The sequence below is a fragment of the Paenibacillus glycinis genome (assembly GCF_009909185.1).
In the GTDB taxonomy this organism is placed as follows: Bacteria; Bacillota; Bacilli; order Paenibacillales; family Paenibacillaceae; genus Paenibacillus_Z; species Paenibacillus_Z glycinis.
The window spans coordinates 70,248-92,471 of sequence record NZ_JAAAMV010000026.1 but is presented as its reverse complement, the minus strand read 5'-3'; the positions used below and the strand labels follow the sequence as shown (position 1 = coordinate 92,471).

The 22,224-nt window shown below is 65.4% G+C and carries 6 protein-coding genes; all 6 read right to left on the bottom strand.

Annotation, left to right across the window (positions count from 1 at the left end):
- Positions 1–9 precede the first annotated feature (9 nt).
- Positions 10–1,596: an AMP-binding protein gene (locus tag GT019_RS25705; protein ID WP_161746374.1), complete on the bottom strand. Its 1,587-nt coding sequence runs from the start codon at positions 1,594–1,596 to the stop codon at positions 10–12.
- Positions 1,597–1,635: 39 nt separating this feature from the next.
- On the bottom strand, positions 1,636–2,943 hold the full coding sequence (gene aroA, locus GT019_RS25700) for a 3-phosphoshikimate 1-carboxyvinyltransferase (protein WP_161746300.1): 1,308 nt from the start codon (positions 2,941–2,943) through the stop codon (positions 1,636–1,638).
- 275 nt (positions 2,944–3,218) lie between these two features.
- The gene (locus GT019_RS25695; RefSeq protein ID WP_161746299.1) at positions 3,219–4,106 is read right to left on the bottom strand and encodes a LysR family transcriptional regulator; all 888 of its coding nucleotides are present in this window, start codon (positions 4,104–4,106) and stop codon (positions 3,219–3,221) included.
- Positions 4,107–4,316: 210 nt separating this feature from the next.
- Positions 4,317–5,003 (bottom strand): S1 family peptidase, encoded by a 687-nt coding sequence (locus GT019_RS25690; protein ID WP_161746298.1) that lies wholly within the window; start codon positions 5,001–5,003, stop codon positions 4,317–4,319.
- A gap of 27 nt (positions 5,004–5,030) precedes the next feature.
- Complete coding sequence (locus GT019_RS25685) at positions 5,031–14,270, bottom strand: chitobiase/beta-hexosaminidase C-terminal domain-containing protein (RefSeq protein WP_161746297.1); 9,240 nt, start codon at positions 14,268–14,270, stop codon at positions 5,031–5,033.
- Between the two features lie 119 nt (positions 14,271–14,389).
- The gene (locus GT019_RS25680) at positions 14,390–22,117 is read right to left on the bottom strand and encodes an S-layer homology domain-containing protein (RefSeq protein ID WP_161746296.1); all 7,728 of its coding nucleotides are present in this window, start codon (positions 22,115–22,117) and stop codon (positions 14,390–14,392) included.
- Positions 22,118–22,224 lie beyond the last annotated feature (107 nt).

Sequence of the window (22,224 nt, the reverse complement as noted above, 5' to 3'; positions counted from 1 at the left end):
CGGCGCCGGTCAATAGACCATCAGCTTGTCCGATATCATTTGCCGCAAAACGTATTTCTGGATCTTGCCCGTCGTCGTGCGGGGCATCTCGCGGATGACCTCCAGCCGCTCCGGCCAATAAATCTTCGTGACGCCCTGCGATTTCAAGAACGAGGTGAGCTCGTCCAATTCGATGGCGGCATCGGGATTCTTGAGCGAGACATAGACGCAGATCCGCTCGTTCAGCCGCTCGTCGGGCATGCCGACAACGGCGACGTCCCGCAGCGATTCCATCTGGTACAGCAGGTTCTCGACTTCCGCGACCGGCACCTTCATCCCGCCGCGGTTGATGATGTCCTTGACCCGCCCCGTCAAGCGCAGGTTGCCCTCGTCGTCGATCACCGCGAGGTCCCCGGTATTGAAATAACCGTCCTTGTCGACCGCCGCTTCGTACCATTCCGGATGGTCCAAATACCCCGTGAACATGGCCGGGGTCTTCACTTTGAACAGTCCTTCCCTGCCCGGCGGCAGCGTCCGGCCTTCCTCGTCGGTGATTTTCATGTCGCGTCCGGCGATGACCCGGCCGTCCGAGTTCCAAGACGACTCCCCGTAGGCGTGCACGCTGCCGACGCTGATCATGCACGACTCCGTCGATCCCCATCCGCCGACGACTTTGCAGCTGAGCCGCTCCGCCGCTTCCTGCGCCAGCTTGCGCGGCACCGGAGCGCCCGTGGCGACGAAAGCCCGGAGCCCTTTCGGCGGCTCGCTTTCGCGGGTCAGATCGGCCAGGAACGGCATCGCGGCCTGCACGAACGTGGCCCCGTGCCGCTCGACGGCGGACCGTGCCGTCTCGATATTCCACACGGCCTGGCAGATTTGGACCGCCCCAAGGTACAACGCGAGCGACATGCCGTAGAGAAACCCGGTCTGATGCGCCATCGGGGAAGGAATCCAGATTCTGTCGTCCTCCGTCAGCCCCATCGCCTCCACGTGCGCGGCGACCCCATGGCCGAGCGTGCCGTGCGTATGCACGACGCCCTTCGGCTCGCCCGTCGTTCCCGAGGTGAACAGCAGCTGCGCGGCGGAAGACGGACCCGGTCGTCGGCTGCCGATCCGCGCGCGATCCGGCTCCCGCTCGGCAAGTCCGCCGAGGCTGGTCGCCAGGCGGGCCGGGCTGCCCGGCTTGATCGTGACGAGCGACTGCATCCCCGGCAGCTCGCCGAGAATGCCCGCGATCAACTCCCCGTAGCGGAAGCCCTTATGCTCCTCCGGAATGATCAGGATTTTGCTCTTGGACTTGCGCATGATGAACGGGATTTCCCGTTCGCGCAGCGCGGGCAGCATCGGGCAGGCGACCGCGCCGGCCTTCCAGACGGCCAGCGTGAGCGCGACGAATTCCCAGCCGTTCGGCAGCAGGTAGGCGACGTTCTCGCCTTCTTTCACGCCGAGGTCGATCAGCCCCTGCGCGGCCCGGTCGCTGATCTCTCTCAACTGGCCGAAGGTGAGGAGGACCGGGCGGTCGCCGTTCAGATCGATGACGGCGGTTTTCCCGGTATCCGCTTGGGCCAGCCGGTTCAGAAACAAAAAGTCGTTTTCGAGTGCGTTTTCCGAAATCATGCTCAATCACCAATCTCCTTTAATCAGCGGATCTTAACCTTAACGAATCAATGCCGGCTCGCGGACGTACACCCCGAGCGCTTCCAAATGGCCGAAAAACTCGGGGTACGAGATTCGGTAGGCGTTCGGGTAGGTCAGTTCGCTGACGCCCTCCGCCGCCCTAAGTCCGGCCAGCGTGAACGCCATCTGGACGCGGTGGTCGTTGTACGTGGATATCTTGGCGCCCTGGAGCCGCTCTACCCCTTCGATGACCAGATCGTCCCCGTCCTCCGCGATGGCGGCGTTCATCTTGTTCAGCTGCAGCATCGCCCGGACGCGGTTCGATTCCTTCATCCGGCCCGGCCCGATATTGCGCAGCACCGTCCGGCCCCTGGAGAGCGCGGCCAGGACGGAGAGCACCGGAATCAAATCCGGGATATGCCGCATGTCGATGTCCAGCCCGCTCGTCGGCCGCGCGCCCGAGTGGCGGATGCGCAGTCCCTGCTTCGCGCTGTCGTACGCCATCGGAATCCCGAAGTCCTCCATGATTTCAAGCACCTTGTTTTCCGGATGCGTTCCCGCCCCCGTGATGCCCTGAAGCACGATATCCGACTTATACATGGCGGACAACGCGAGCAGGAACGCCGACGACGACAGGTCCGGCTCGATCGTGATTTCCGTCGGGCGGTAGGCTTGGCCGGCGGGCACCCGCCATTTGGTCCCGCTCGGATCTTCCTCGATCTCGATGCCGAATTGCCGCATCATCTGGATCGTCAAGCCGACGTAGGTCAGCTCGTTATGGGGCGGGAGCGCCTCGATCGTCGTATCCTTCGCGGCGAACGGCGCGACGATGAGCAGGCCCGAGATCCATTGGCTGAGCGTGCCCGGAATTTGAACGAGCCCGCCTCGGGGTCTCCCGGGTTGGATCGTGACCGGCATTTTGTATTGGTTCGCCTGCCACTGGATGCCGAAGGAACCCAGCGCCTCCAGCAGCGGACCGATGGGTCTCTCACGAAGCGCCTTGTGCCCGTCGTACGTAGGCGGCTTCCCTTGGGCCAAGCTTCCGAGCCCGAGCATGAACTGCAGCGTCGATCCCGAGCTGCCCACCCGGATTTTGCCGTTTCGCGGTTTATAGGGTCCGCCCCTTACCGCGTAACCGTCGTCCGTCTGCTTGACGGAGATGCCGAAGTCCTGCAAGGAATGAAGCGTATCCTTGATGTGAAGCGCGTTCGACTTCCCGTGGATCAGCGTCTCCCCGTCGGCCAGCGATCCGAAAATCAACGCGCGATGCAGATGGTACTTGGATGGAGGTACCCGCACCACGCCGCTCACCATGCCCCGGTGAGGAAAAACCATCGATTTAGTCAAGTGGCTCCACCTGCCCTCATCCTGTTTTACGGAACACTAATAGTTACGACCGTTCGCCGCCAAAAATGATTATTTTAGAAAAGTGATGCTATCATTCTGTCTACATTTTCGTCCGGTTAAACTTTTTCCGCGCAAAAAACAAGATTGCAAACGTGCTCTTAACCGGCGAAGGCCGAACGAAAAACACCGTTCAAAATTGAACGGTGCCCGTCTGACGCGCGATGCGGTCGTGATCCTTCATTGCTTCCGGCAATCGTGAACGAATGGCATGTTCGTCACCTCGACAAGGCGCCGGCCAATTCTTCGATATAGCCGACGAATCTTCGGCTTGCCGGGGACAGGAACCGGTCCTTCCGGAGGTGCAGGCCTACTTCCCACACCCAGCCTTCCTCTTGGATCGGAATCCAGCGCAAGCCATCCAGGTTCAAGCCGGCGGTTTGGGGCAAGACGGACACGCCGAGCCCCGCCGCCACGAATCCGGCTACCGTCTGCAGATCTTCCGCGTCGTAGGCGGAAGCGAGCGAGAAGTTCATATGCTGGAATCGGGTCATGAGCGAATCGCGCAAACCGCAGTTGGACTTCAAGCCCACGAACGGCTCCCCGACAATTTCGGTCAGGCTGATCGACGCCCTGTCCGCGAACCGATGATCGGAGGCGACCGCGAGATAGAGCGGCAGCAACCGGATCGGCACCCAGTCGTAAGCGTCGCTGACCGGCCTCTCCGAAGTGATCATCAAGTCCGCGTAACCGTTCTCGAGCTGCTCCTGGATCGCGCCTTTGTCCCCTTGCGTCAGCTCGAAGGCGATTTTCGGATTGGCTGACCGATAGTCGCGAACGAGGCGGGGAATCAGATCCACGCCCAGGATGTTCAAATAAGCGAGATGGACGGTGCCCGAATCGGGATTGACGCTCTCTTCGATCTCCTTGCGCCCCCGCTCCACCTCCTGCAGGATCTTCTCGACATGCTTCGCGAACATGGTGCCGTAGCGGTTGATCTGCAGGCTTCTGCCCTTGCGTTCGAACAACGGGACGCCGAGCTCGGCTTCCAGCTTCGAGATGGAATGGCTCAGCGCGGGCTGCGTAATGGATAACGTCTCGGCCGCTTTCGTCAGATGCTCCGTTCGCGCGACCGCCAAGAAATACTCCAATTGCGTCAGTTCCATATTCGTCAGCTCCTTTATGCATGCCGTGCATGATTATTTCCGCTATCATACTTAGAATTCATGTGCAATGCAAGATCGAGGCCGGAGCCCGAACAGCCTGAGCCCGAGCGGCCGAAAAAAAAGAGGACATCACCCTGGCGGGATCGATGTCCTCCGACGAAAATCAACTTTTCCCTGATCGGTCCTTATCCCGAGGCACGTTCATCACGTTCATGCCTTCGGCAGCAGCTTGCGAATATCCGCGGCTTCCACCGCCAGATGGATCCCCTCCATCGTCCGCAGCGAGCCCGACAGCACCCCGATCATGCGGCCGCCTTCGTCCAGCAGCGGTCCGCCGGACATGCCGCTTACGACCTGCGCGGAGGCGAGCACGACCGTCCGCCCGTTGACCAGGGCGGCAGGCGAATTCACGATTCCCTCGGTGATGATCGGCGTCGCTTTGAGCGGGTAGCCGATCGCGAATGCCACTTCCCCGTGATCCGCCGGCTCGGCGCGAAGCTCGATCGCGGCGTAGGCCGTACCGGTTCGGGGCTTCGGCAGCTGCAGTATCGCGGCATCCGATCCTTCGTCCGACGCGAGCACCTTGATGCCCGCCAGCGTGCGGCCGTCGCTCAGCACCGCTTCGATTCGGTCCGCGCCGGCAATGACATGATAGGCCGTTGCGGCAAGTCCGTCCGCGGACAGCACGACGCCCGTGCCGGTATCCTTCAGCGCGCCGCCGGCGCCGAGCGAGCGGACGTAGAAGACCGCCGCCTGCGAACGCGCATAGATCTCCTGCGCATCGTAGACGGCCGGCGCGTCCGCGTAAGCGCTGCGGCTAGCCTGCGCGTTCGCAAAGGCGCCCGCGGCGACCCCGAGCGCGACGGAGAGGAGCAGGGCCAGCAGTTTCCGTATCATGATCCGATCATCCTTCCCTTCGTGTCCTTACTTCGCAGCCGCCATGATCGCCGGGTACGCCCAATGTCCGGGAGGAACGTCGTCGAACCGCGGCGCCGTGACCAGCTGAAGTCCTCTGCCGACGATGCCGTTGATCAGCACGACCGCCTGCGCCCTGGTGATTTTGCCGTCGGGTTTGAACGAGCCGTCCGGGAATCCCTTGATATAGCCGGCTTTGGCGAACGCTTCGATATACCCCCTCGCCCAATGCGAGGACGCGTCGGCGAATTCCGGCTTGCCGGACGCGACGGCCGCGTTCAGATGAAACACCCGCGACAGGATGACGACGAATTCCGCTCGCGTCAGCCCGTTCCCGCCGCGGAAGGTGCCGTCGGGATAGCCGGAGAGGATGCCCGCGGAGGTAAAGAACGCGACGGCTTCCTCGCGTCCGCGCTCCACGTCGCCGAACACGTTGCCCACGGAGACCTCCTCCGTGTCGAGCAGCCGCGACAGAATATCCGTCATCTCGTATCGGGTAAGCGGCGCGTTCGGCTTGAACTCGCGGTCGCCCGTGCCGGAAATGTATTTGACGTTCTTGGCGTCCCGCTTCAACTCGTACTTCGCGTTCTCGACCGTGCAGTTGATCGTGATCACCCGATCGTCGGCATCGGTGATGAATTTGATCGTCATCGCGCCCGTTACCAGAATTTCATCGCGGTAGACGGGGCTGTTTTTGGTTGGCATGCTTCCGTCCGTCGTGTAATAGATCATGTGACCCTCTGGCGCTGTAAGAGTGAGCTTGCTGTTCTTGGCGACGGTCACCGTCTCGCCGCCGTCGGTCTGCAGCGGCTTCGAGCCGACGGACGCCGTGACCTCCGGCTCCGCTTCGGGCGGCGGAATCATGATGCCGCCGAACGACTGCCTGGTCCAAGTGCCGGCGAAAACCGTGCTCGGTTCCTTGTCCTCGGCGATCGTCACGGCCCTGACCGTCGTCGTGTGATTAATCAGGATCGGCCCGGCGTACGGCGCGGAGTCCGCGCCCGGCTCGCTGCCGTCCAACGTATAATGGATCATTCCGTCCGGCTCCTCGGTGTCGAGGCGAACCGTGACCGTATCCGTGAAGATCGGCCCCTTCGGCTCGGACGCCGCCGCCGGCGCTGCGGCCGTGCCCGCAAAGAGCGGCGCGGCGGCGTTCAGCAGGAAGCTTCGCTCGTAGCCGTCCGCCTTGGCGGTCAGAACGGCGCTGCCGGCCGTCTTCAGGCTGCCCGTCTGCGAGCCGCCGGAGGACGAGAGCGCGACATCGCGAGGATCGGCGCTCCAAGCCAGTCCTCCGCCGCTCAGGCCGAAGCCGGAGCGGACGCGATATATCGTGTCATGCACGTTCAATACAACGGCCGCCGCGCCGAGCTTCGCTGCCTCGTTGCCTTCGAACGCGGCGAGCTGCGGGTAGAAGCCCGCTTCGGCGATCCACGTGCCGGCATCGAGGCCGGCCGGCAGGCTGCCGCCCGCCAGGTCCGCCGCCGACAGGCCCGCGGCTGCCGCCGTACCGCCGGCGACGCGCTTGCCGTCCGCGCCGTAATACGCCGTGTCCGCCTTCAGCATCTGCTTGTTGAAGACCGTCGCGGCGATCGAGGCTGCCGCGTCCTTGCGGCCGGCGATCCCGCCGAATTCGTTCTTGCCCGGCACGATGCTGCCGCCGGTCGTCGCGACGGCCTCGCCGGCGCCGAAGGCGCCGCGGATGCTGCCCGAAGCCGCGTAACCGGCGATTCCGCCTGCCCGCGAGCCCGAAGCGCCCTCCGCCGCGGCGCTTCCCGTATAGTACGCCTCGCGGATCGTCCCGCGATTCTCGCCGGCGATTCCGCCGACCGTCGAACGGTCGGCGGCGGCGGCGATGTCCATATAAGAGAACGATTCGCGGATGTCGCCGCTCTCGGCGTTCAATCCCGCGATTCCGCCGCGGGTTATCGCCGCGGCGGAACGATCGTTCATGCCGCCGCTCGCGTAGGAGCGGCTGATCGCGCCTTCGTTCGTTCCGGCGATGCCGCCGGCCAGCTCGCCGGTCGACGTTATTTTCGCGTCCGCGAAGGAGCCTTCGATCGTGCCCTTGTTCAGGCCGGCCAAACCGCCCGTATCGTTCGCCCCGCCGATGGACGCCTTGCCGAGCGCGATGCCCGTCATCGCGCCTTCGTTGGTGCCCGCCGCGCCGCCGGTGCGATCGCCGCCGCGGACGGAGCCGCTCAGTTCGATGCCGCTCAGCGTCGCCCCTTCGCGGTTGATGCCGGCTGCGATGCCGGTGTCGTCGCCTCCGGAGATATCCGCGTCGACGAAGCGGATGTCGGCGATCGTGCCGTAGTTCTCGGCGGCGAAGCCGTATGCGGCTCCCTCCGCCGCGGTTCCCTTCAGCCCGGCGATCGTCTTGCCCTTGCCGTCGAAGCTGCCGCGAAACGCCTCGAACGGCACCCAAACATGCCCGTCCATGACGATATCCGCGCCAAGCGTCAGATGACCCAGCTCCGGCTTATCCGCCGCCGTCCGGTCGAACAACCGGAAATACGCGAGCGCGGTGCCGTCGTTGCTCAGCTTGACCGCGGCGTTCAACTGCGCCGCGCTGCCGATCGAGAGCCCGTCCGGATTCGACGCGCTCAGGAACGCCGGATCCAGATCGAAATTCCATCTGTCGTAACCGTACGCCGGAATAGGATCCGTCTCCGTAGCGGTCGCGTCGGCGGCGCCGAGATTGCGGCCGATGCCGCTTGCCGTGCCCGCGTACGACGAGGCCGTAATTTTGCCGTTCCGGAAATTGTAGCCGACGAACGCGCCGTTGAACGCGTTCGCCCCGCCGGCGTCGACCGTGACGGACGGCACGCCCGCATACGCGCGGTCGATAAGCCCGTCGTTATACCCGGCAAACCCGCCGACATACGACCGGGCCGGATGGTTGACGCCCTTCGTCGCGACATGCGGCTGCGCCGCATAGGCTCCGCGAATGACGGCCGCTCGCTCCACCACGCCGGCGAACCCGCCGCTCTGCGTGTCGAAGCCGGCGTTGTCCACGCTGCCGCTCGCATAGGCGCCGGTAACCGTATAACGGTCCACGGAGCCGACGAATCCGCCGACGTAGGCGCCGGTCATGCCTTGCACCCGCAACGCGCCCGTGGCATAAGCCCGGTCGATCGTGCCCGCTCCGGCGCCGGAACCGCCGAGAAGGCCGGCGAAGCCGCCGGCATAGATCGTATTGTCCGGGTTGTCGCAATCGATCGCGACGGGCAGCTCGGCATACGAGTCGGCGATCGCGGCGTTGTCGCCCATGCCGATCAATCCGCCGGCATGCGTGGCCGGCGTCTTGCCCGCCAGCGTGACGGCGCGGCCGATCTCGAGCTTGCCGCCGGCCGACGACAAGGCGCGCACGTAATGCAATTCCCCGCCCGCCGCTTGGCCGACCGCTCCGCCGACGGCATAGACGCGGCTGTCATCCGCTTGGATGCCGCCGGTTGCGGTCGTGTTAACGATGATGCCGTCGCTGTAGCCCGCGATGCCGCCGGCGGCCGACGTATTCCCGCCGCCGACGGTCAGGGCGGCCTTCGAGTCCGCATAATAGACGGACGCCGCCTCTACCCTGCCGGCGATGCCGCCGACGTACAGATCCGCGGCCTGGCTCGTTCCGTCTGCCGTCAAGCCCGCCGCCGCCATAACGGCGTTGTAGATGCCGGGATAGTACGGCGCGGCCGTGCCGGTCATCATCTCCTTGTCCGGATCGGTCGCCGCGAGCGTGCCGGCGACGCCGCCGATCGCGGCTTGTCCCGTCCGGCCCGCGCCGTCGACCGTCATTCGCGCGTCGATCTGCGTCAGCAGCGAATCTTCGGCGCGTCCGACGATGCCGCCGGCGTCGATGCCGGCGCCTGCGGCGCGAACCGTGCCGCCGGCCGCCGCGTTCCGCAGCGCGGCGTCGGTCAGCTTGCCCGCGATGCCGCCGGCCGCCGCAGGGGCGCCGTCTCCGCGAGCATCGAGCGCGAGGCCGTCGACCCGGACACCGTCCAGATCGAAGCTGCCTCCGCCAAGGCCCTTCTTGCTGCCGACGATGCCGCCGACCGTGCCGTTGCCGGCCAGCTGCGGTCCGTCCTGCGCGCCCGTCGCGACGACGTTCGAGATCGCGGCGCCCGCGTCGGATTGCCCGATGACGCCGCCCAATACGGAAGCGGCTCCGTCCGTGCGAAGATTGCCGCCGGCGAAGATGACCGTCAGGCTGTCCGCCTTGCCCGACAGTTGCCGGCCGATCATGCCGCCGAGCGTGTCGCCCTTGCCCTCGGCCGAAAGAACCAGACTGGCGGGAATCTCCAGCCGGAAGCCGGTCATATCGCCGGACTGCCATCCGATCAATCCGCCGACGGTGGCGTTGTCGGCCGCGCTGCCCACGCTTCCGTTCGCCAGCGTGTACGCCACGCTATCCGGCGTGATCGTCCCGGCATTGTCGCCGATCAATCCGCCGGCGACCGGATTCGCGCCTACGGCTTCGATCCGGCTGCCTCCCTCGAGTTCGAGCGAGAGCCCGCGCAGGATGCCGGTGTTTTTGCCGAGCAGGCCGCCGGCGGTGCCGCCGCCGATCGTCGTTCCGTTCAGCAGCTTGACCTCCGCGTTCGAGATCATGCCTTTGTTCCAGCCCGCGAGCGCTCCCGTATTGCCCGTCCCGGCGATCGACAGCGGCTCCAAGCGAATATCCTCCGCCGTGCCCCGCTCGCCGATGACGCCGAACAGTCCGGTATTCGCCCCGCCCGCCGGCGCGCTCAGCCCGTCGATCAACTGGCCGTCCCCATCGAAATTCCCTTGGAACGGATGGTTCTCGTCGATCCCGATCGGCACCCATTGGTTCGATTGGATGTGAATCGGATTCATGAGCTTGACCGCGCGGTCCTCGAACGAGAACGCGTCGACGCCCGGAATCGAGCCGTTCACGATGGCGGCCAGCCCCGCCAGCTCCGCCTCGGTCCGGATCTCGAAGCCGCTCGCGCCTTTGTCCCGCAAGTACCAGTTGATGTTGGCGTTGACGTCGCTTCCTCCGTCTTCTCCGTCTCCGCCGTCGCCGCTGTTCGCCGTGCGGATCAGCTCGGGATACTGGTAAGCCGCCCCCTTCGAGGCATAACGCCAGGTGCCGCCGAAATCCCAGCCCGACAGCGTCGGGAAGTATTCCCGGTCCTTCAGCGAGGACGTCAGAATCGTGCTGAGGCGCGAATACACGTTCAGCCAGATGTAATTGCCTTCCGCGAAATCCGGCAAATCCCCGTTGATGTCGCCCTCCACGTCCTTGACGTAGTACGTCTTGAAGAGCAGCTCCTTGCTCGCGTTGTCGTAACGTCCGGCAAAGCCGCCCGCGAACGCGCCGGCGCCGGCCGTTACCCGGCTGGCGGAATAAGCCGTCTCCACCTTGCCGCCGCTCAGCCTGCCGAGAAAACCCCCGGCGTAGGAATGGCCGGCCTTGGCGATGACCTCCTTGGCCGTGTACGAATTGGCGATGCTGCCGGCCGACTGCTCGCCGACAAGTCCGCCGACTACCGAATAGCTGCCGTTCGCCGTTACTTTGGATACCGAATAGGACTTGTCCACCTTGCCGGCATTGCGGCCGATCAGGCCGCCCAGATAGACGGAATGGCCGCTCGTGCCGGCCGCGTCGCCCGTAATGTCGATGTCGACGTAGGAGGCGAGCACGCTGCCCCGGTTCTCGCCGACCAATCCGCCCGCGAGGGCGTTCTCGCCTTTGACCGTCAGATTCGCGTTGGAATAACCGTAATAGACGGTGCCCTTCTCCCCGTTCAGGCCGACCAGCCCGCCGATCGTGCCGGATTTCCCGGCCGAGGATACGGCGATTTTATCGGAAATGCTGCTGTTGGCGATCAAGCTGCGGTTCTCGCCCACTAGCCCGCCGACGATCGCATCGGGCGCGCTTGCCTGAATGGTCCCGACGGCCCGGCTGTTCTGGATCGTGCTCTTGCCGCGGAGCGGATCGGCATCCGCGTCGCCGTCTCTCGCGTCGTTGAGGCCGACGATGCCGCCGACGACCGCCGAAGTTCCGGAAGCGCCGACCTTGATGCTGAGCGCCGCCGTGTTGCTGTCCTTGATGACGGCTTGCCCGGAGCCGCGGTTATAGCCCGCCATGCCGCCGGCGGTCGCGTTCGGACCGCTTGCCAGCAGGTTGACCGCGCCCGAGAAGACTTTATTCAGCGCCGTTCCGTCATTCGATCCGACGATGCCGCCAAGCTTCGCCGATTCCGCCGAAGCCGCGGCGGTCAGGTTGACATTGTCCGCATTGACCGCTGAACCGTCGCCGGCGATCGCGCCGCCGACGCTTGCCCCGGCGATGCCGCCGATCGCGGCGCCGGTGCCTTCGGCAGTCAGCATCGCGTAATCGGGCAGCTCCCCGCTCACGCAGAAATCGCCGATCGCCGTCTGCCGCGCGGAGCCGACGATGCCGCCGATCGCCGCGTTCGCGCCGGTCGCATGGACGAGCGCTTCCTCCCCGGCCAGCACCCGGACGCGTTCGAGCGATGCCGAAGCCGACCGGCCCTCGGGCGTCTCCGACCGGCCGGCAATGCCGCCTGCTTCGGCGTCGGCGCCGGAGGTTTCGATCCGGACGCTGCCGGCCGACGCGTCGGCGAGGTTCCCCGTATTGCGTCCGGCGATGCCGCCGAGCCGGTTGGCCGCGCCGGTCGCCGCGATGGCGACGTCCTCCGCGGCGCCCGATTGCGTAACGCCGGCGTTACGCCCGTACAGTCCGCCGATCTCGAGCGCGTCTCCCGCGGCGGTGATCTCCAGCCCGTTCACGGTCAGAGCGGGTCCGCCATCCGCGGACGCGACCGGCGCGCCGGATGGCAAAGCTTCCTGCAGGCCGGCAATCCCGCCGACTGTCGCCCCGGATGCAGGAATCGCGATGGCGATCTGCTCCGCGTCCAGATAGACGCCGGACGACGCGCTGCTGCCGATGCCGCCCCCGACGAGGCTGTCCGCCGCGTTCACCGCGATGTCCAGCTGCTTCACGGCCACCGGCGCTCCGGCTGCCCCGATCTGCGCTTCGGCCGTCAATTTGCCGGCCGCGCCGCCGAGCGTCAAGCCGCTTCTGCCGGCTTCGCTCAGCAGGCCGATCCGGACGACCGCGCTGTCCGTGACGGCAAGCGGCCCTTCATTTCGTCCGACGATCCCGCCGGCGGTCAAGCGCTCGATGCCGCCCGATGCCGCGAGCAGCACGCTGTCGCTGTCCGCGGCCCCTTCGTCGCCGACGGTCGCGCCGGCGATGCTGCCGCCCGCAATGCCGGCGATGCCGCCGACGATGCCGTCGCCCGTCTTCGCCGTCACGTCGACGAACCGCACGGCCGCCGTATCCACGGCGCCCTGCATATAGCCGGCCACGCCGCCGGATACACCGTCGGCCGCAATGACCGCATGGCTGCCCGCCTCGGCTCCGACGGCGGCATGATCGAGCTTGCCGCCGTTCACGTAACCGGCGATACCGCCGGTGTACGTATCGGCGCCGCCGCCCGTCGCGGCGATCGTGCCGCCGAAGGTATCCGCGCTCAAGGCGCCGACCCCTTCGGCATCCTCGAAGTAGCCGACGATGCCGCCGGTTGCGACAGGCTCCGACGGATCGGAAGATGCGGCAACGACGTTGATCGTCCCGGCATACGCGGCGTTACTGACCGTCTTGTCGACGCCGTCCCGAACGGCGCCGATGAAGCCGCCCGTGTATAAACCGCTGACGCCCGTTACGTCGATGTTTCCGGCGCTCAGCACGTTGTCGCTTCGCTCGGCGTCCTCCCCGGCCATTCGCGCATAAGCCCGGTTGCCGGCGATACCGCCCGTGTAGACGTCCTTGCCGCCGACAACGGCGATCGCCCCGCGGTTCGCGTAGGCCTCGGCCGCCGCATTATCGAAGAGCAGACGGCTGCCGGCAAAGCCGATCAGTCCGCCCGTGTAAGCCTTGTCCGGTCCGGCCGGACGCGCGCCGCCGGTTACGTCGAGCCCGGCCGCGTTCGACGCGGTTCCCGCGAGACGCAGCTCGCCCGACACGTAGCCGAACAGCCCGCCGCTGTATACCTCGCTCCCGCCCGATGCCCGGACGCCGGCCTCATTCGCCAAGCTGCCGTCCCACGCCAGCGCGCCGTCGACGAAGCCGGCCACGCCGCCCGTGTAAACGTTCGTGCCGCCATCGTTGGTCACCGCGCCCGTATTGGCGAACGGGAGCGCGTAGCTGCGGCCGTCCGTCAACGTATCCAGCGCTCCGGCCAGGCCGCCGGCATAGGAACCGGCAGCTTCCGGCGCGGAGACGTTGACGCCTCCGCTGTTCGCGGTCGCCGTCGAGAACCCGGCCGGCCCGCTCGCGCGCCCGATAATGCCGCCGGCGTAGCTTGCCGTGCCTCCGGCGGCTTGCACCGCGCCCGCGTTTAAAATGGGCGTATCGTCCTCGCCCATATCGACCGGCGCCGGCGCATAGCCGGCCACGCCGCCGGCGTATGCCGCGCCGATGCTGCCGGCGGCGAAGACCGCGCCGTAGTTCCAGATTTTCTTCAGCTTCAGGCCCGTTCCGCCGACGTCGCCGACGATGCCGCCGGCGGAGACGTCCGAGCCGGAGGCGGTCACCGCGGCGTTGTTTTGCACGTTGGAGACCGTGCCCTCGCTCGAGCCCGCGATGCCTCCGGCATACGCCGCTCCGGACGCCGATTCGGCCTTGACGTGCATGCCGGCGCCGACGGTGATGTCGTACAGCGTGCTGCTGCCCGTCATTTTGCCGACGGCCGCGCCCGCATAGACGTCTTCCGCGACGGTAACCGGATCGAGTCCGCCGCCCGCGAACGTCAGGCCGCCGACCGTCGCCGCGTCCATGTTGCCGACGAAGCCCGCATAGGCGGTATTTCCGTCCACGGTCATGCCGCTGATCGTCTTGACGGCGCCTCCGGCCGCGATCAGCGTCCCGTGAAAGGGATGCTCGGCCGTGCCGATCGGCACCCACTTGTACGCCGATACGTCCATGTCCCCCGTAATTTCCAGCACCTTGCCGCCGAACCCGTCGATCGCCTGTCCGCTGCCGCTGACACCGTCGTTGACCAGCTTGGCGATGCCCGCAAGCTTGGCCGGCGTGTCGATCGTATAGGTCGCATAGGTCGGATCGTACCAACCGATATCCGCATGATCGGACCAATAATCCGAATCCGCCTGCGCCGTGAGCATTTTCCAACCGCCCAGCCCGGCCACCACCGCCAGCGCGACCGCTCCCGCGGCAAATCTAGTTCCCAGCTTAAACGTCACTTCGTCACCGCCTCGATATGTTCAACGTCCGCCTCGCGGCGAACATTCTGCTTTGCGCTTGCCATGCGATAAAAAGGCAGGAGCCGGCCGCTCGCTCGCGCGGCTGCCGGCTTTGCCTGCTATTGCTGTTCCGTAATCCATGCGTCGAGCCGCAGCGCGATCGCGGCGGCCTGCGCCCGCGTCAACCGGTCATCCGGCTTGATCCGGGCATCATCGCCCGTCACGAGGCCTTCCCGGATACAGAGCGCAACCGGCAATCTGGCCCATTCGGGAACGGAAGACCCGTCCTGGAACGCGCTCAGCAGCTTGCCCGCTTCCGCGTCCGTCATTTCGCCGCCGCGTCCGATCGCTCCGAGCAGCCGTCCGGCCATCGTCATCGCTTCGATCCGCGAAATCGTCGCTTTCGGTCCGTAACCGCCGTCTCCGGTTCCCGCCGCTACGCCGAGCTGCGAGGCGATCGCCACGCTCCGGTAATACCAGTCCGCCGGCTTGACGTCGACGTACGACGCTTCGGCCTGCTGCGTCATCAGCCCCGCCGCCCGCAGCAGCAGCGTCGGATATTCCGCCCGCGTGATGCTGCTGTCCGGCGCGAATACGTCCGCGCTTCTGCCCATGACGAGCAGCTTGGCAGCCGCTTGGTCGATCGCCGGCTTGGCCCATGATCCGGACTTCACGTCGGCGAACGACGCATGCTTCCCGATGAACGCCACGCTGCCAGGTCCGGTCAGCTTGACGTTCACATAAGCGCTGCCCGCGGCGTCAAGCGTCCACGGCAGCGTCGTCCACGATCCGTCCGTCCCTCGCAGTACGACTGCTGTGATGTCGCCAGGCTTGATTCCGCTCGGCACCGGGATGCGAACGGCCGCGCACGACCGCCAGACCGCCGCCGGAATATTCGCCCGGAAGGTCGCTCCGTCGCCCGAAGCGAGCAAGGTGGCGTCCGCCTCTGCCGCGATCGGCCCGAACGCCGCGCGCGAAGCCCCGTCATTCGGATCGATGCTGACTTCCAGTTCCTTGTCCATGCCTCGGAGCATGGCCGGCGTCAGCGTCAGACTGCCCGGCGGCACGTCGATGACGATCCGCCGTCCGGCATCTGCCGCCTGCTGCACGGCTTCCCGGTCGAAGCGGAAGGTGAAGCCCTTCGCCGACGCGTCCCTCGACGCGACCGCGATGTCCGAGTTGCCGTCTCCGATATCCTTGGCCGCGATTCGGGCCGTCAGCCTGCCGTCGTCCGACCTTTCCGCGTCAAACGGCTCCCCGTTCAGGCTGAACGCCGGTCCGTCTTCACCGGGCACGCCGATGTCGCCGCCGATGCCTCCGCCGATCATGCCGCCGCCGAATGGCGGCTGCCACGTCTGGGCGGTCAGCTTGTCCGAGGCCGCCACCGCCTTCTTGCCCGACGAAGTCCGCTTCGCCGCGACGACGACGCTGCCGCTCTTGACGGCCACGTTGCCGTCTTGCGGCAGGAACGCCCAATCGCCGATATCGTCGCCAAGCGACGGAATCGCGGCTTCCGACGGATTCGCGTACGTGCGGTAGACGAGCTGGTAACCGAGCATCTCGCCCGGATTGGCTACCGTCAATTTGATTCTGGCGCCGTCGCCGGTTATTTGCGACGTACCGGCCGTCAGACGGCCCAGCGCCGACGGCTCGGGCACGTCCACGGACACGGCCTTCATCGCCTGCAGCGTCACGCCTTCCGCCGCCTCGTAGCTGGCCTGGATCAGGCTCGCGCCGACTGATAACGCCTTGATCGTCCCGTCGTCCGCCAGCTCGACCGAATCTCCCTGCAGCACGGTATACGTCACCTTGGCCGCGTCGGCCTGAACCTCGCCGAACGTCGGCTTGCCGTCCCCGCCCTTGCCCTGCGGCAGCAGCAGCTTGACCTGCAGCTTCTGCGAGTCGCCCGGTTTCAGGCCAAGCACTTCGTCGCCGCCGCCCGTCGTTCCCGCGCGTTCGATCGCGATCGCCTCCGGCGCCTCGAAGCCGTCGTTCGTCACTTCGATCACCGCGTGATTGGCGTTGCCCGCCTCGTCGCGCGCCTGCACGGTCAGCTCGACCGTCGGCTCCTGCGAGTTTACGGCGACTTCGCCGGCGAATTTGCCGTCGTCGCCGACCGTCAGCCGCGTGGCCTTGCCGTTCTCGAGTACCTCTATACTGTCGCCCGCGGTCGTCTGGCCCGCGAAGCGGATTTTCCCGCCGTCCGTTCTGTCCCCGGTAACCGGTTCGCTGAGATAGAGCATCGGCGCGATCGTGTCGACGGTCAGGTACAGCATCTTGACGGAGCTGTCGTGCGTCTTCGTATTGGTCGCGCGAAGCTCGATGCCGTAGGTGCCGTCCGTGGCGAACGGATCGAGCTTCAGCGTGCCATGGCTGCCGGAGCCATCGTTGCTCAGCGTCGTCTTGCCGACGGGCTGGCCGTCGTTGAACGCCTCCACCTCGATGTCCGGCTGATCCGAATAAAGCGCAAGGCTCTGCGCCTTCGTATCGCGCGTCGTGATCTCGATTTTAGGCGCCGCCGCCGCGAAGGCCGCCGACTGCGCAAGCTTCGGCTTGGCCGGCACGGGAAGCAGCGTATTGGCGCTGTCGACTCTTTCGGCGAAATGATAGTTTTCGTTTTTGTCCGCCGTCTTGTCCGGCTTGACGGCGGCTTCGACGCCGATCGCGTACTTCTGTCCGACCTGCAGGCCGGAGTAGCGAATCTTCGCCTCGTCCGGCAGCTGGCCCGCCAGACTGCTTTCGTCGATCTTATTATCGTTCGTCGTCGCCGCCCAGCCGCCGAGCAGAATGCCTTCGTAACGGCCGGTCTTCGCGTTCCAGTGCTCCTTCAGCTCGTTTTCCGTGAACAGCGTGTCGCCGTAGTTCGCGTACGGCTCGAGCTTGCCGTTTACGGTTTGCAGCGCGCTGAACACGTAATCGTGCTCGAACTTCTCCTGCCCCTGCTGCTTCGCCGCCGGTTTGAAGGACAGCGAGAAGTAACCGTCGCCCGCGGGCTCGATCTTCACGTCGCTTACCTTCTCCGGCGCGAGCGGGTCGACGAGGGAGAATTTCTCCGGCGACGTCTTCGTGCCGTACGCGGAATCCGATTTGAGCTCGGCGCGCAAGTAGTAGTCGCCCTGCTGCAGCAGCCCGCGGATATCCTCCTCGTCGCCCAGCATGCCGATCTTGGAGACGTCGATGGCCTTGCTGCCGCTCGCCGTCCCTCCCGAACCGGCGCTGCCGACGGGCAAGCCCTGCGCGATGAGCATCCCCGGATCGCCCGGATTCAGCACGTCTTCCCCGTTCGCGAGCTTGGCCGTGCCGCCGGTTACGGCGTCCTTGGTCAAGTACAGATCGATCGTATCGCCCGGCTTGGCGTTGCTCACCGTCCAGCCGGCCGTAAAGACGTTCGCGTCCGAAGCGCTCTTGGTCAGGCTGACCTGCTTCAGCTGCGGCGTCGTCGGCACGTTGATCAGCCGCGTCTCGACCGGCGACTGCGCGGTCAGCGTCCAGCTGCCGCCGTTCTTGATCTTGTCCTGCGGCAGGATGATATAGGCCTTCCGGTGGTCGACCTGATCGCTCGACGCCTTGGCCGAGATGATTTGCGTGAAGGCGTTCGCGTTCGGATTCGTGTTCGTGTTGTCGAAGACGACCGGATACGGCTTGCCGCTCGGATCCTTCAGCGTAAAGGACGGCATGGTCTTGTCCGTGTATTCCATCTCGATGATCGCATTGCCGCTCACGCCGCTCATCGGAACGATATGGACGCGCCCGTTGTTCGACACGCCGATGCCGCCGACGCCGATATCCATCGCGCCGTTATCGAGAATTTGCACGCCTTCGGAAACCGCCCGGTACGTGACCGGCTGCGTCTCCCGCTCGGCCTGCACCCACGAGGTCGCGACCGTCTTCATGCCCTGCCCGATCACCATCATGCTCGGGCCGTGCACCGGATCGTTGACCAGCAGGTCGGCGAAGCCGTCCGGCGGCCGGTTGCCCGACGTGCCGAATTCGACGCCGCCGCCCCAGTAGTAGGTAATGCCGAGCGAGATGAACAGAATGCCGACGCTGCCCCAGATCTTGTCGTTGTTGAGGCCGAAGAACACGCTGGCGAGCGGCATCCCGCCCACGACCGGCACGCTCTCGGGAATTTGCACCTTCGCCCCGATATAACCTTCGAAATCGGTCCGGTGCTTCTCCAGGTTCTGGCCGACGAAGATGCCGACCTTGCCGACGATCAGGTTCCAGCCGCCGATGTCGACCTCCGCCGCCAGATGCACGAACCACGGGCTCGTCCACTGCGCCTCGATCAGCGCCATCGTGATCATCTTGAGCAGCTGATCGTCCTCGGGCTCGGCTTCCGCAGAATAATCCAGCGTGCCCTCGAGGGCGATGCCCGTCCGCTTCAGCGTCAGGTCGATATCGCCGAAGAAGTAAGCCGGCGCGACCCCGAAGCGCAGTCCGACGCCGGCCTGCAGCGTCAGCGGGAACGGGTCTTCCTTGGTGCCGCCGGCGATCGTGTCGGCCAGCTCGCGCACCGCTCCCCGGATCGCCGTCAAATTGATGGCCCCGGCGATCGGAATGCCCGGCGGCGGAAGCTCCGCGCCGAAGGCGATCACGTCGGGCAGCACGCGCCCGTCGTCCACCTGCTTGAAGGCGATCTCCGCCGAGATGCCGACCATGTTCTTCAATTGGGCGTCGAACTTCAGCCCGTATTGGTTCGATACGCCTTCCACCGGCTGCACGAAATGCACGATGTTGATCTCGCCGCTCGGTTTCTCCGGCCCCTCCTTCTCGACGGAGCCGCCGGTCCCGGCCAAGGCCGCAGCGGCCGCCCCGCCTCCCGCGGAGGACGGCTTCGCGTCTTCCTCCTCGTCGTCCTCCTCCTCGCTCGGCGCGACGAGTCCCAGGTTTTCGTTCAGATTGAACTTGAGCCCGGCGTCGATGCCGACGAAGCCTTTGTCGTTGAAGATGACGTTGCGGATCTCGGCGCTCAGCACCTTCAGCGAGATCGCGCCGCCGAAGGACACGCCTTCCGGCCGCAGGACGAAATCGTTGAACGCGATGCTGAAGCCGTTCAGGCTGAAGGTCGGCGTCGCGAACAAGCTGTGCTTGTTGAAATAGACCAGATCGATCGACGCCTGGCGGAGCGGGTTGAGCTGATCGTTCAGCGCTCCCGCGGCCCACTGCAGGCTACCGTTCAAGCTGGAATCCGCCGGATTGCCTTCGCTCTCGGGCATCTCCTCGCCGTCGACGGTATAGCCGTCGCCGAGCGATTTGTCGAAGCCGTTGAAGAAATCGAGCGTCCACTCGCCCTTATGGAACACGAACCCGCTGCTCGCGATGCTCAGCGTGCCGTCCCCTTTCACGAACAGCGTATCGAGAAACGGCATCTCGTTATAGCCGGCCACGCTCGAGAGGTTGAACACGTCGAGCTTGCCGCGCACGAACACCATGTCCTTGCCCCGGTATGCGACGGCGTCGTTGATGATCGCCGGCTCGGTCTTCGTGTCCACCACGACCTGCACGTCGTCGCCGGCGCCGGCCTCCTTGATCATCCCGCGGATGCTGACCAGCATCTCGCGCTCGGGATGCTCCTCCTCGTCGAAGAACGCCTCGAAGTCCTCTTCCGAATCGAACAGCTTGTATTGATAAGCCGGGAATTCCTCCAGCGCCTCGTCGTCCAGAAATCCGCTCGTGTCGAAGCCCGGATCCGTCGCCTTGCTCGCCGCGCCGATCAGCGCCCTGGCCGTGCGGTACGACACCATGCCGTTGTACAGGGCCGCGCCGTCCTTGAACTGCTCCGCCTCGGGGAAGGCGTCGTTGATCTCGTCCAGCCGGTCGCCGCCCGTCGACGGGGAAACCGATCGGACGTCGACCGCCGTCTTGTAGACGGCCATGAGCTCCGCCTGCCGGATGCGGGTCGCCTCGTTGTCCGTAACGGCGAACGTGCGGCTCGTCGTCAGGCTGTACATCGACGAGATATCGGCATTGCCGCCGGTATCGCCCTTGTAGTCGATCTCGACCTTGTACGCGCCGAGCGGCAGCTCCGGACCGAGTCCCGTCTTGCCCTCGATGGGCGCGCCGTTCTCGTCCACTTGGTCGCCGCCGCGATACGTGATGCGCATATCGCCGGAGAAGCCGTCGTCCGTCGGCTGGACGATGACCGAGCTCTTGACCGGCACCTTGTACCTGTCGCCGGTCTCGGCGTTGACCAGGAACAGGTCGAAATTCGGATCGGCCGCGTCGTTGCCCGGATTATAGGCATCGATGTTCGTCATATTGACCGTGATGTACTTGACGTCGCTGGCGTACGCTTCCTTCGGCGTGAGCCCGTACGCCGTCGTCGGCACGGCGGTCCCGACGGCCGGCAGCAGGATGAAGCTCGACTTGGTCGACTCGTACTGCGCCTTGATCGTCTCGTCCTTCTGTCCTTCGAGCGTCTTCTCCGTCTCCGGGCTGCTCGCCGTCATCAGGTACTGCTGGGTCGTCGGCCACGGCCTGCCCTTGGCTTTCACCTTGAAGGTGGCCGTCACCGTGTCGCCGGGCTTGTATTTCGGAATGATGCCCTGCTCCGATTCCTCGGGCGTCGCCGTCTTCCGAAAGGTCAGCTTCTTGCTGCGGGCCGTCTCGGTCAGCGCGCTGCCGTCCGAGCCGCGCACGATGCGGCCCTGGTCGTCCAGCTGGACGAAGCTGAGCCCGTCGTCGAGCGCCAGCTTCACGTCGATCTGCGACTGCGCCATGTTGAAGGCGGCCAGGTTCTCCACCTCGGCGTTGATATCGAAAATGCCCTCGTCCGCATAAGCGCTGCCGTCGTCGTTCGTCGCCAGCTGCAGCGGCGTGTCCAGGTAGCGGATCGAAAACACCTTGTCCGGCGCGATCAGCTCGCCGAGCCCGTAGACCGTCTCGAACGATTGGACGGCGTTGTTCGCCAGCTTGTCCGGATTCCAATAGAAGGCCACCGCGGAATCGGCGGTGCCGTAATCGTTGGTATCCGTCGTGAAATCGAGATTGCCGTTGGGACGGTAATCCCACTTCGTGTTCGCCAGGCCGTTCCAATGGCCGACGATCATCTTGTCCACGATATTGATGTTCTGCTCGGCGAAGTTGTTGAAGCCGTAGGCCATGACGTCCGTCGCCGACGGATCGTTCAGGCCGAGCTTGTCCTTCATGATCCAGTAGGGCGGCAGCTTGTAGTACGCTTCGTCGGCCGGCGCCACGCCGAGCTCCTTGACCGGATCGTGCACGAGCTCCCGCTCCACGGTGAGCGGCTGCTCGTAGGCCGTGCCGATCTGGAAAGCCGGGCCGTCGTTGCCGCCCACCATCGTATCGAGCAGGATGCGGCCTCCGAGCTGCACGTCGCGGCCGCTCGCGTTCAGCACCTCGTAGCGGATGTCGACGTTGCCCGCGTTGACTTTGTCGGACGCGTCGGTGTACAGCATCAGAATCTGCTTGATGCGCACGTCCTTGATCGTCCAGACCGTCTCGATCTGCTTCGTCCCGTTGGCATTGGAGACGATGACCGGCGGAGTCGTCTCCGAGAAGAAGTCGACGCCGAATTTATACGGATTGCCGAAGATATAGTCGGTCCCGTCGATCTTGAACGTCGTGAACGAGGTCTCCGGATCGTCGCCCTGGAACAGCAGGCTGACGTTCTGGTCCTTCTTGCGGATCGGCTGCCCGTCCACGGTCCGGATGCCGAAGCGGCCCGATGCGTTGTCGACGGAAATCTTGATGAAATCGTTCTGCAGCACCGTCGTCTTGGAAGCGGCGAGACTGTCCGCAAAGGCTTTGACGACGTCGCTTCCGGAATAAAAGAACAGGATGAGTCCGAGCAAACTTGCTATCCATCTGGTAAACAGCTTCAAAGCCGAATGCCTCCTCCGAAGTCTCCGATATGTGTGCTTCCGGGAGCGAAACGGCGGCCGGCTTGGCCGCCTTTCCTTCCCGCGCTTGCCGCCGAGGCGGCCGAGAC